We start from the raw sequence: 11,959 nt of genomic DNA, 5'->3' as shown, positions 1-11,959 counted from the left end.
TTTTTTTGTTTAACTATCACCGCGCCCGGGGGCGGGGGGGCGCGCGGCGGCCCGCCGCCCCCCGCGGGGGGGCGGTTGGGGGCCCCCCCCCGCGCGCCCCCCCCCCCCGGGCGCGGGGGCCCCTGCTCCGTATCCGGGTCCGTGCCGATCCTCAGGTACGGACGTGAGGGCGCAGCGCGTCCGCGACCGCCGCCGCCATCCGCGCGTGACCCCGGTCGTTGGGGTGCAGCCCGTCCGCCAGGTCCTCGGGGTCGAGCAGGGAGCGGCCGGAGAGCACCAGGAGCCGCTCGTCGCCCTCCGCCGCCAGGTCCCGGCCCGCGTCCTCCATGGCCGTGCGCAGGTCCTCCAGCGTGGCTCCCAGGACGTTGGGGGTGGTCTCCGCCTCGGGGCGCAGCACGGGGGAGAGGATCAGCAGCGGGGCGTCGGGGTGGCCGCGGCGCACGAGACCGACGTAGGCGCGGACCGTCTCGTACAGCCAGCCCGCGGAACAGGGCGCTCTGGACCAGCAGTTGGTTCCGAAGGCGAGGGTGACGAGTTCGCCCGGGAGGCTCGCCAGCTGCTCGGCGAGCGGGAGTTCCCCGCGCGCTCCGCCCGCGTAGCCCAGGTTGACCGTGTCCAGGCCGAGCAGCCGCCCCGCCGTCGCCGGCCAGGAGTGCGCGGGCCGGGTCGACCACCAGCCCTCGGTGATCGAGTCGCCGTGGACCAGCCAGCGCCGCCGTCGGGGCGCGGGGGCGAGCGCTCCGCCCAGGGCGCGCAGCCCGAGGACCACCGGCGCCTGGCTCTCCGGGAGGTGGACCGTGAACGACCCGCCGCCGGGCGGGAGTTCGATTCCGATCGTGGCGTCCTCCGCGGGGGCGGCGAAGGTCTCTCCGACACACTGTCCGCCCCGCCAGAGTGCGAAGCAGTGCCGTAGCGCCCGCATCGCGTCGCCCGTCGCGGGCACGGCGGCCCGGTAGCGCAGCTCGACCGCCCGGGTGTCCGGCGCGGCCGTGAACTCGACCCGTACCCCGATGGGCAGCGCGGCCCGCTCGGCGGTGTCCCAGGGCAGCCGGGCGAGGTCGGTGGGGTCGGCGCGCACGGCCCGGCCGCCGTCGAGCCAGGCGGTGCCGCGCAGAAAGGGTTCCGGGTCCAGCCAGCCCACCGAAGCCTCCGATCGAGGTGCCGCAGAGGGCTCGCAGAGTCGGTCATTCAGCACGAGGAGTCAATGCGCATGTCGAGGGCGCTTCACACCTGCCGCAACACCCCCAATGTGTCGTTTCATGCGGTGGGGCGCAATGTTTCCCCGTCCGGGCTCCAAGTGCGCAATGATCATCTGCCAGTGCGCAACAACCCTGCATTACGAGCGCGAAGCGTGGGGGCTTAGGCTCATGCCTCGTACCAGGAGTGGCGGCGACCGCCTGCTCGGCGGTTCCCCCTTCCCTCGCGGGCTCTTTTGTCATGCCCGCGTACCGCCGTGGTCGTCGCATTTCGACAGGCAGCGATCAAGGAGCCTTCGCAGTGCTGGATCAAGGCACGGCCTCACCGGCCACCGAGCCGACCGTCCCCAAGAGCTCAGGGCTCTCCGCCCTGACGCGGCGCAAGCCGGTAGAACGCCTGGTCGCCGAGGGTGGCCAGGGCGAGGGCGGCTCGCTCAGGCGCTCGCTCTCGATGTGGCAGCTGACGATGATCAGCATCGGCGCCACGCTCGGCACCGGCATCTTCGTCGTCCTCGGCGACGCCGTTCCGAAGGCCGGCCCCGCGGTCACGATCGCCTTCGTCATCGCCGGTCTCACGGCTCTCTTCTCCGCCCTCTCGTACGCCGAGCTGGCGGGCTCGATACCGGTCGCCGGTTCCTCGTACTCGTATGCGTACGCAACGATGGGTGAACTCGTCGCCTGGGTCTGCGGCTGGTGCCTGGTCCTGGAGTACGGCGTGTCCGTCGCCGCCGTGGCGGTCGGCTGGGGCGAGTACCTCAACGAGCTGCTCGACGGCACGATCGGCGTCACGATCCCCGACGTGCTCTCCTCCGCCCCGGGCGAGGGCGGCATCGTCAACCTGCCGGGTCTGATCGTCGTCCTGCTCGCGATGGTCTTCCTGCTCGGCGGCGCCCGCGAGTCCGCGCTCGTCAACACCGTCATGGTCTTCGTGAAGATCGCCGCGCTGGTGCTCTTCTGCGCCATCGGCTTCATGGGCTTCAAGTCCGGCAACTACGCCGACTTCATGCCGCTCGGCATGGCCGGTGTCAGCGCCGCCGGCGCGAGCCTCTTCTTCTCGTACATCGGCTTCGACGCCGCCTCCACCGCCGGTGAGGAGGCGAAGGACCCGAAGCGCGACCTCCCGCGCGCGATCATGCTCTCGCTGCTCATCGTCACCGTTCTCTACGTCCTGGTCGCGGCCGTCGCCGTCGGCGCGTGGAACTGGAAGGACTTCGAGGGCTCCGAGGCCTCGCTCGCCGCGATCATGAACGACGTGAGCGGTCAGAAGTTCTGGGGCACCCTGCTCGCCGCCGGCGCCGTCATCTCGATCGCCAGCGTCGTGCTGACCGTCCTCTACGGCCAGACCCGCGTGCTCTTCGCGATGTCCCGCGACGGCCTCGTGCCCAAGGTCTTCGGCAAGGTCAGCGGCAAGACCGGCACCCCGCGCGTGAACACCGTCATCGTCTCGCTGTTCTGCGCCGCCCTCGCCTCCGTCATCCCGCTGGGCAAGCTCGTCGACGCGACCAGCATCGGCACCCTGTTCGCCTTCGCCCTGGTCAACATCGCGGTGATCGTGCTGCGTCGCTCCCGCCCGGACATGGACCGCACCTTCCGCGTGCCGCTCGGCTGGACCTTCCCGATCCTCGGCTTCGGCTTCTGCGTGTACAACATGTTCAGCCTCGACTCGATCACCTGGGTGGTCTTCGGTTGCTGGATGGCCGCGGGCCTCGTGTTCTACTTCCTGTACGGCATGCGCCGCTCCCGCCTGGCCACCGACGTCGTGGCCACCGACGCAGAGAAGTGATCCACCCGTAGTGCGACTCAACGACCTCGACGAACGCATCGTCCACGCCCTCGCGGAGGACGCCCGTCGCTCCTACGCCGACATCGGTTCCCTCGTCGGACTCTCCGCGCCCGCCGTCAAGCGGCGCGTGGACCGGCTGCGGGCCGAGGGCGCCATCACCGGCTTCACCGTACGGGTGGACCCGGCGGCGCTCGGCTGGGAGACCGAGGGGTTCGTCGAGATCTACTGTCGCCACAACACCTCGCCGGACGACATCCGGCGAGGTCTGGAGCGGTACCCCGAGGTGGTGTCCGCGTCGACCGTCACCGGCGACGCGGACGCCGTCGTCCAGGTCTTCGCCTCCGACATGCGCCACTTCGAGCGCGTCCTGGAACGGATCGCCGGCGAGCCGTTCGTGGAGCGCACCAAGTCGGTCCTGGTGCTGTCGCCGCTGCTGCGGCGCTTCTCCTCCGGCTCGCCCGCGTAACCGCTGCGGCCGCGAGGGGCGGGGCGGGCCGTGGTTCCCGCACCGCCCCTCTGGCCCGGCCCCGGGCGTCCCTAGTTGTACGGGACCTGCCAGGGCAGCACCTTGAAGTCACCCGTCCCGGCCTTCGTCTTCTCGAAGGGCGCGGCGCTGGTGCACTTCGGCACCTCGTCCTTCGTCGGGTCGTTGGAGGCCATCCAGCTGTAGCCCAGGCGGTCGTGCTTCCCCAGGTCGTGCACCGAGATGCCGACCCGCTTGCCCAGCGACGGTGCCAGGACGCCGTCCGACCGGGTGATCACACCCGTCACCACCGCGACCTTGCCGCCCGTCGTCAGACAGTCGACCTTCACATCGGCGGAGCCGCCCCAGTCCCCGATGTAGTGACTGAAGCGGAACGTGCCCGTCGCCTTCGTCGGGTCCCGCTGGTCCTTCGCCGCCAGATGCGCGTCGAACGTGAACGTGATGTCGTCCCCGGCCGGGCGGTAGAGCTTCGCGGTCCCGGTCAGCGCGGCCGCCTCGCGGCTGCCGCCCTTGCCGTCCCCCGAGGCGACGGCGGAGCCCGCGGCCCCGGCCGTGATCAGTGCGGCGGCGGCCAGGGCGGCGATCTTCGTACGGCGGTTCATGGTGGTCCTTTCAGCAGGTCAACCGGACAGCCACCACTCTTCCGCCCGGCCCGCCGCGGGGCGTCGCGCCAGGGGAGGGTCCTCCTCTCCGCCGCACGGCGGGGGAGCCGTACGACTCCCGTCGGAGCCCCGCGCAACGAATCGCCGCCCCGGTCGGAGATCGCGCAACGGTTCGACGGTCGGTCCGCAACGGTCGCGCCTTGTCCCGGTCGAGCCCGGAACCGTACCGTTTTTGACGTCTCCCCCATGTCTTTCGGACCCCTGAGGATCGCCCATGCCCGCGCTGCGCATCGCCCTGCTCCAGAGCTCCGGTGAGCTCGGTGACGTGGCCGCCAATCTGAAGATCCTCGACGAGGCCGCCGCCCGCGCGGCCGAGGCCGGAGCGGGGCTGCTGCTCGCCCCCGAGCTGTTCCTGACCGGCTACGCGATCGGTGCCGACATGGCCCGCCTGGCCGAGCCGGCCGACGGTCCCTCCGCCCGCGCGGCCGCGGCCATCGCCGCGCGGCACGGCCTGGCCGTCGGCTACGGCTACCCGGAGCGGGACGTCGAACGTCACGGGGTCCTGTACAACGCGGCCCAGCTCGTGGGCCCCGACGGTGCTGTGCTCCTGCGCTACCGCAAGACGCACCTCTTCGGCGACTTCGAGCACCACTGGTTCACCCCCGGCGAGGACGCCGTCGTCCAGGCGGAGCTCGGCGGCCTCACGGTCGGCATGATGATCTGCTACGACGTCGAGTTCCCCGAGAACGTACGGGCGCAGGCCCTGGCCGGTACGGACCTCCTCCTCGTACCGACCGCGCTGATGCACCCCGCCGAGGTCGTCCCCGAGTCCGTCGTCCCCGTGCGCGCCTTCGAGAACCAGATCTACATCGCGTACGCCAACCGGACGGGCCCCGAGGGCGACTTCGAGTTCGTCGGCCTGTCCACGCTCGCCGCCCCGGACGGCACCGCCCGGGTCCGCGCCGGCCGCGGCGAGGACCTCGTCATCGGCGATGTGGACCCCGCGCTGCTCGCCGCCTCCCGCAAGGACAACCCGTACCTCCGCGACCGGCGTCCCGGCCTCTACGGCTCCCTCGTCTGAGCCGTCCCCCCTCTTCCCGCACTTCCCCGCTTTCCCCGCAAGGAGTCCGTACCCCATGACGTCCACGGTGCCCACGACCGCCGTCCCGCACAGCGACGGCCAGCCGCCGATCACCATGTTCGGGCCGGACTTCCCGTACGCCTACGACGACTTCCTTGCCCACCCGGCCGGTCTGGGGCAGATACCGGCGACCGAGCACGGCACCGAGGTCGCCGTCATCGGCGGCGGGCTCTCCGGCATCATCGCCGCCTACGAGCTGATGAAGATGGGCCTCAAGCCCGTCGTCTACGAGGCCGACAAGATCGGTGGCCGACTGCGCACCGTCGGCTTCGAGGGCACCGGCACCGAGGGGCTGACGGCGGAGATGGGCGCCATGCGCTTCCCGCCCTCCTCCACCGCCTTCCAGCACTACATCGACCTGGTGGGCCTGGAGACGCAGCCGTTCCCCAACCCGCTGGCCGAGTCCACCCCGTCGACCGTCGTCGACCTCAAGGGCGAGTCGCACTACGCGCAGACCGTCGACGACCTCCCGCAGGTCTACCGCGACGTGATGAACGCGTGGAACGCCTGCCTCGACGAGGGCGCCGACTTCTCCGACATGAACCAGGCCATGCGCGAGCGCGACGTCCCGCGCATCCGCGAGATCTGGTCCAAGCTCGTCGAGAAGCTCGACAACCAGACCTTCTACGGCTTCCTGTGCGAGTCGGAGTCGTTCAAGTCCTTCCGGCACCGCGAGATCTTCGGCCAGGTCGGCTTCGGCACCGGCGGCTGGGACACCGACTTCCCCAACTCCATCCTGGAGATCCTCCGGGTCGTCTACACCGAGGCCGACGACCACCACCGCGGCATCGTGGGCGGCTCGCAGCAGCTGCCGCTGCGCCTGTGGGAGCGCGAGCCGGAGAAGATCGTCCACTGGGCGCAGGGCACCTCCCTGCAGTCCCTGCACGAGGGCGCGCCGAAGCCGGCCGTGACCCGGCTGAACCGCACCGCCGGCAACCGGATCACCGTCACCGACGCCTCCGGTGACATCCGCACGTACCAGGCGGCGATCTTCACCGCCCAGTCCTGGATGCTGCTCTCCAAGATCGCCTGCGACGACTCGCTCTTCCCGATCGACCACTGGACGGCGATCGAGCGCACCCACTACATGGAGAGCTCCAAGCTCTTCGTGCCCGTGGACCGGCCGTTCTGGCTGGACAAGGACGAGGAGACCGGCCGCGACGTCATGTCGATGACGCTGACCGACCGGATGACCCGCGGCACGTACCTCCTGGACGACGGGCCGGACAAGCCCGCCACGATCTGCCTCTCGTACACCTGGTGCGACGACAGCCTGAAGTGGCTGCCGCTCTCCGCCAACGAGCGGATGGAGGTCATGCTGAAGTCGCTCGGCGAGATCTACCCGAAGGTCGACATCCGGAAGCACATCATCGGCAACCCGGTGACGGTCTCCTGGGAGAACGAGCCCTACTTCATGGGCGCCTTCAAGGCGAACCTGCCGGGTCACTACCGCTACCAGCGCCGCCTGTTCACCCACTTCATGCAGGACCGGCTGCCGGAGGACAAGCGGGGCATCTTCCTCGCGGGCGACGACATCTCCTGGACGGCCGGCTGGGCCGAGGGCGCCGTGCAGACCGCGCTCAACGCCGTGTGGGGCGTGATGCACCACTTCGGCGGCTCGACCGACGCCACCAACCCGGGCCCGGGCGACGTGTACGACGAGATCGCCCCGGTGGAGCTTCCGGAGGACTGATCCCGGCGTACTGCCCCCTGATCTGACGCAGACCGGCCCCCGTGGAACTTCCCGGGGGCCGGTGCCGTTGGGGGAGTGGGGCGGACAGCACCGGTGTGCGAGCGGCCGCGAGAGTGGTCAGCCGTGCCGTGCGAGCGGCGTCAGCAGCATCCGCCCCACCAGACCCACCGACCGGTCGAGGCGTTCCCGGAACTCCTCGGCCAGGTCGGGCAGCTCCCTCAGCTGCCAGAGCGAGCGGGCGGCGAGCCAGGCCCCGTCGCGGGCCCGGTCCAGGCTCCAGCAGCCCAGCAGATGCGTCAGCGGGTCCGTGATCTCCAGCAGGTCCGGGCCCGGCATCACCTCCTCGCGGATGCGCTCCTCCAGGAGCACGAGGATGTCGCCGACGCGGTCGAACTCGTCCTCCAGATCCCGTGGCGCGCACTCCAGCTCCCGGCAGGTGTCGACCACGGCGAGGGCGAGGTCGTGACCGATGTGCGCGTTGATCCCGGCCAGCGCGAACTGCAGCGGCCGTACGTCGGGGTGGCGCCGGTAGTGGAAGAGCGGCCGCCAGCAGGCCGGGGCGGGGGAGCCGGTGGAGACGGCGTCGACCACCGCGAGATAGCGCTCCGCGAAGCGGACGTCGAGGGTCGCGGCCGCCCGTCGGTCGGCGAAGGTGCCGGCGTCGATGGCGTGGCCGATCTCCTCCGTCACCGTCAGATAGACGCGGTTGAAGACGGCGACCCCGTCGGTCGGGTGCCAGGCCGCGCGGATGCTGCGCATCCGCTCCACCACAGGGTCGACAGCGGTGAACTGCCCGATCCGGCCGGGGCCGTTCTGAGCGGGGTCGATCCGATCAGGGCTGATCCGACCAGGGCCGTTCCGAGCGGAGCCGGTCTGCGGAGTGCCGAGCTGCTGGGTCTGCGCCATGGGGGCAGCGTCCCAGCAGCCGGTCCCGCGAGGGAACTCCCGAGGCCCGGCTTCCCCAGAACGGGCGAATCGCCTACGACTTGGTGGCGGAGCCCTCGTCCGTGCTGCCTTCGTACGAGCTGGTGCCGGAGTCCAGCAGCGGCTCCTGCTGCTTCAGGTGCGCCGGGGCGAAGGCCCGCAGCACGTGGTAGCCGGTGATCACGACGATCGTGCCGAGCGCGATGCCTCCGAGCTCGAAGGTGTCGGTGAAGGTCAGCTTCACCCCGCCGACGCCGATGATGATGCCCGCCGCGGCCGGCACCAGGTTGAGCGGGTTGCGCAGGTCGACCTTGGCGTTGATCCAGATCTGGGCGCCGAGCAGGCCGATCATGCCGTAGAGGATCACCGTGATGCCGCCGAGGACACCGCCGGGGATGGCCGCCACGACCGCGCCGAACTTGGGGCAGAGGCCGAAGAGCAGCGCGAAGGCGGCCGCGGCCCAGTAGGCGGCGGTGGAGTAGACACGGGTGGCCGCCATGACGCCGATGTTCTCGGAGTACGTGGTGTTCGGCGGGCCGCCCACGGCGGTCGACAGCATCGAGGCGGCGCCGTCCGCCGCGATCGCGGTGCCGAGCTTGTCGTCCAGGGAGTCCCCGGTCATCTCGCCGACGGCCTTGACGTGACCGGCGTTCTCCGCGATCAGGGCGATCACGACAGGCAGCGCGACCAGGATCGCCGACCACTCGAAGCTGGGCCCGTGGAAGGAGGGCAGCCCGATCCAGTCGGCCTGGGAGACGCCGGAGAGGTCGAGCCGCCAGTGGTCGGTGTCCTGACCGCTCGGGGACACCGAGTGGATCTTGCCGAAGACCAGGTCGAAGACCCAGGAGATGGCGTAGCCGAAGATCAGGCCGAGGAAGATCGCGATGCGCGACCAGAAGCCGCGCAGACAGACCACGGCCAGGCCGGTGAACAGCATGACCAGCAGCGCCGTCCACTGGTCCTGCGGCCAGTAGGTGCTCGCGGTGACCGGGGCGAGATTGAAGCCGATCAGCATGACGACGGCGCCGGTGACGATCGGGGGCATCGCCGCGTGGATGATCCGCGCGCCGAACTTCCGTACCGCCAGACCCGCCAGGAACAGCGCGCCACCGACGACGAACACCGCGCCGGTCACGGTCGCGCTGGTGCCGCCGGAGGCTCGGATGGCCGCGGCGACACCGACGAAGGAGAGCGAGCAGCCCAGATAGCTGGGGACCGTGCCCCGCGTCGCGAGCAGGAAGATCACCGTGGCGACGCCGGACATCATGATGGCGAGGTTCGGGTCGAGACCCATGAGCACGGGCGCCACGAAGGAGGCGCCGAACATCGCGACCACGTGCTGGGCGCCGAGGCCGACCGTACGGGGCCAGGAGAGCCGCTCGTCCGGCCGGACCACGGCTCCTGGAGCGGGTGTCTTCCCGTCGCCGTGCAGGGTCCAGCGCACGCCGAGGTTCATGGGGTCGCTCCAGTTCTCCGGTTCCGGCGGCCGTGCCGAGGCCGCAAAAGATCAGCCACATGGTAATGCGCCGCTGGTCACCGGGGCTCCGGCCCCATGTCCGCGATCCCTACGAGACCTTCCCCGAGCTCGTCGCGGGGCTTCCGCTTCCGGCCGCGGCGGTGGTCGTGGCCCGGGAGCCCTGGCGCAGCACCCCGGCGCCGAGCACCAGACCGAAGGCCAGCAGGGTGACCAGGCCGAAGGAGAACATCAGGGAGGTCGCGTCGGCGATTCCGCCGATCGCCGACGGGGCGATGAGACCCGAGGTGTACGTGATGGTGGCGACGCCGGCGATGGCCTGGCTGGGGTTGGGGCCACTGCGGCCGGCCGCGGCGAAGGCGAGCGGTACGACGACGGCGACGCCGAGGCCGATCAGACCGAATCCGGCCATCGCGACGGCCGCATGCGGGGCGAAGACCACCAGCAGCCCGCCGACGGTCGCGGCGACGCCGCCGACCCGTACCGTCCGAACGGCGCCGAACCGGTCCACCACGCGGTCTCCGACCAGCCGGGCGATCGCCATGGTCAGTGCGAAGGCGGTGGTGGAGGCCGCGGCGATACCGGCCGAGGAGCCGAGCTCGTCCTTCAGGTAGACCGCGGACCAGTCCAGGCTCGCGCCCTCGGCGAACACCCCGCAGAAGCCGATGGCGCCGATGATCAGGGCGGACTTCGGCGGCAGCGAGAAGCGCGGCGGCGGCTCCTCGTCCGGGGCGCTCCGCAGATCGAGGACGCCCTGGCAGAAGACGAGGCCGAGCGCGGTCAGGACGAGCGCGGCGACGAGGTGGTGGAGGCGCGCGTCCGCGCCGACGTGGGCGGCGACGGTGCCGGCGGCGGAGCCGAGGAGCGCGCCCACGCTCCACATGCCGTGCAGGCTGGACATGATCGACTTGCCGAGACGGTTCTCGACCTCGACGCCGAGCGCGTTCATCGCCACGTCGGACATGCCGGCGGTGGCGCCGTAGAAGAAGAGCGCCGCGCAGAGCCCGTGGATGTTCGGGGCGAGCGACGGCAGGATCAGCGCCAGCGTCCAGAGGGCGAGCAGCCCGCGCAGCGCGGTGCGGGCGCCGAAGCGGTGGCTGATCGCGCCGGCCAGCGGCATCGCGAGCGAGGCGCCGATGGCCGGGAAGGCGAGGGCGAGTCCGAGCTGACCCGCGCTCACGCCGGCGTGGTCCTGGATCCACGGGATGCGGGTCGCGAAGCTGCCCGTGACCGCGCCGTGGACGCAGAAGACGGCGGCGACGGCGAATCGGGCCCGCCGCAGCCGCTCGCTACCGAAGACGGTCTCGCCCGTCATGTGCCCTCCCTGGTTGACTCCGCCGTAAACTATCAGGAACCCTGCCTGATAAATAGATCGGTGGGAGAGGTCCACGTACGAGAGTCTGAGAGGATCCCGGTATGCCCGCATCTCCGAGCACCGCCCGGGCCATCAACGACCGGCTCGCCCTGCGACTGCTCCAGGACGAAGGGCCGTTGACGGCGACTCAGCTGAAGACGCTCACCGGCCTCTCCCGGCCCACCGTCGCCGACCTCGTCGAACGGCTCCAGGGCTCGGGACTGGTCCGGGTGGTGGGGGAGTCCGGCGCGGAGCGGCGCGGGCCGAACGCCAAGCTGTACGGGATCGTCGCCGACCGCGCGCACCTCGCCGCCCTCGACGTACGGACCGACTCCCTCTCGCTCACCGTCGCCGACCTGCTCGGCGCCACGCTCGCCGAGGCCTCGGCGCCGATCGACGGGGAGGACGGGACCGGACCGGCCGTCGAGAAGGCGGTCTCCCTCCTCGAACGGACCGCGAAGTCCGCCGGGGTGGAGCAACTGCACAGCGTCGTCGTCGGCGCGCCCGGACTGATCGACCCGGCCACGGGCGGGCTGCGCGACTCGGCGAAGCTTCCCGAGTGGCACCGCAGACTGATCGACGCCCTCCAGGAGCGGCTGCCGGCGACCGTGCTCGTCGAGAACGAGACCAACCTCGCGGCGGTGGCGGAGCAGCGCGCGGGGGCCGCACGAGACCGCGACACCTTCGTCCTGCTCTGGCTCGGCCAGGGTGTCGGAGCCGCCGTCGTGCTGGACGGCCGGGTGCGCCGCGGGGCCTCCGGCGGCGCGGGCGAGCTCGGCTTCCTGCCGGTGCCCGGCACTTCGGGGCTGCCGTCGGCGACCGGCTGCGAGGGCGGCTTCCACGAGCTGGCCTGCGCGGCCGCGGTGGCTGCCCTCGCCGTGGAGCACGGCCTGGACCCGGCCGACGCGCTCGCCTCGGGACACGGCCCCTTCCTCGACGCCCTCGCCCGGCGCCTCGCGGTCGGCGCCGCGGCCGTCGCCTCCGTCCTCGACCCGGGCTGTGTCGTCCTCGGGGGCGAGACCGGCCACCGTGGCGGCCGGGAGCTCGCCGCCCGCGTCGAGGCCGAGCTCGCCGCCCTCTCGCCGCTGCGCACGGAGGTCCGCGCCACCGAACTCGGGGACGCGGCGGTCCTCCGGGGCGCCCTCCTGGCCGCCCGCGACGCCGCGCAGGACGAGCTCTTCGGCCCGACGGAGCACGGCAGCCACGACAGGCCCTAGTAGTGCTTTGTTAGGTGGTGTCGTAGGGCTGCCATGGGACGATCTGTCGGCAGGTGGGGCAGGTGCCGGTCCAGGTGGCGATGAGCTGTTG

General features: G+C 71.5%; 10 protein-coding genes. 5 read left to right on the top strand and 5 right to left on the bottom strand.

What is annotated here, in order from left to right:
• Positions 1-151: 151 nt before the first annotated feature.
• Positions 152-1,141: a GDSL-type esterase/lipase family protein gene (locus tag ACFVZW_RS24515; protein WP_384524978.1), complete on the bottom strand. Its 990-nt coding sequence runs from the start codon at positions 1,139-1,141 to the stop codon at positions 152-154.
• Positions 1,142-1,497: 356 nt separating this feature from the next.
• Between ACFVZW_RS24515 and ACFVZW_RS24510 the strand changes: the two genes are divergently transcribed.
• Positions 1,498-2,979, top strand: a complete 1,482-nt coding sequence (locus ACFVZW_RS24510) for an amino acid permease (protein WP_384524975.1) — start codon at positions 1,498-1,500, stop codon at positions 2,977-2,979.
• A gap of 10 nt (positions 2,980-2,989) precedes the next feature.
• Positions 2,990-3,445 (top strand): Lrp/AsnC family transcriptional regulator, encoded by a 456-nt coding sequence (locus ACFVZW_RS24505; protein ID WP_015032260.1) that lies wholly within the window; start codon positions 2,990-2,992, stop codon positions 3,443-3,445.
• 71 nt (positions 3,446-3,516) lie between these two features.
• Here the strand turns inward: ACFVZW_RS24505 and ACFVZW_RS24500 are convergent, their stop codons facing one another.
• Positions 3,517-4,065 carry a Repetin gene (locus ACFVZW_RS24500; protein WP_384524972.1) on the bottom strand — a complete coding sequence of 183 codons (549 nt, stop codon included), beginning with the start codon at positions 4,063-4,065 and terminating at the stop codon, positions 3,517-3,519.
• A 274-nt stretch (positions 4,066-4,339) separates the two neighbouring features.
• Here ACFVZW_RS24500 and ACFVZW_RS24495 point away from each other — a divergent pair, with 274 nt between their 5' ends.
• Together ACFVZW_RS24495 and ACFVZW_RS24490 are read left to right on the top strand one after the other, a co-directional pair.
• Positions 4,340-5,146 (top strand): carbon-nitrogen hydrolase family protein, encoded by an 807-nt coding sequence (locus tag ACFVZW_RS24495; protein WP_384524969.1) that lies wholly within the window; start codon positions 4,340-4,342, stop codon positions 5,144-5,146.
• A gap of 55 nt (positions 5,147-5,201) precedes the next feature.
• Positions 5,202-6,899, top strand: coding sequence for a flavin monoamine oxidase family protein (locus ACFVZW_RS24490; protein WP_384524966.1), 1,698 nt, complete (start codon positions 5,202-5,204; stop codon positions 6,897-6,899).
• A 117-nt stretch (positions 6,900-7,016) separates the two neighbouring features.
• Here ACFVZW_RS24490 and ACFVZW_RS24485 read toward each other — a convergent pair whose 3' ends face one another.
• The 3 genes from ACFVZW_RS24485 to ACFVZW_RS24475 all read right to left on the bottom strand — a co-directional run bounded on the left by ACFVZW_RS24485 (position 7,017) and on the right by ACFVZW_RS24475 (position 10,612).
• On the bottom strand, positions 7,017-7,697 hold the full coding sequence (locus tag ACFVZW_RS24485; RefSeq protein ID WP_384525045.1) for a DUF5995 family protein: 681 nt from the start codon (positions 7,695-7,697) through the stop codon (positions 7,017-7,019).
• A gap of 181 nt (positions 7,698-7,878) precedes the next feature.
• On the bottom strand, positions 7,879-9,279 hold the full coding sequence (locus ACFVZW_RS24480) for a uracil-xanthine permease family protein (protein ID WP_384524963.1): 1,401 nt from the start codon (positions 9,277-9,279) through the stop codon (positions 7,879-7,881).
• A 109-nt stretch (positions 9,280-9,388) separates the two neighbouring features.
• A complete protein-coding gene (locus ACFVZW_RS24475) occupies positions 9,389-10,612 on the bottom strand; it encodes an MFS transporter (RefSeq protein WP_384524960.1) in 1,224 nt (407 codons plus the stop codon).
• A 101-nt stretch (positions 10,613-10,713) separates the two neighbouring features.
• On the opposite strand from ACFVZW_RS24475, the gene ACFVZW_RS24470 reads away from it, so the two are divergent.
• The gene (locus ACFVZW_RS24470) at positions 10,714-11,868 is read left to right on the top strand and encodes an ROK family transcriptional regulator (protein ID WP_384524957.1); all 1,155 of its coding nucleotides are present in this window, start codon (positions 10,714-10,716) and stop codon (positions 11,866-11,868) included.
• Positions 11,869-11,959 lie beyond the last annotated feature (91 nt).

It is taken from the genome of Streptomyces sp. NPDC059567, assembly GCF_042735655.1.
Taxonomy (GTDB): domain Bacteria; phylum Actinomycetota; class Actinomycetes; order Streptomycetales; family Streptomycetaceae; genus Streptomyces.
The sequence above is the reverse complement of the archived record's forward strand: the minus strand, read 5'-3'. Positions and strand labels throughout refer to the sequence as shown.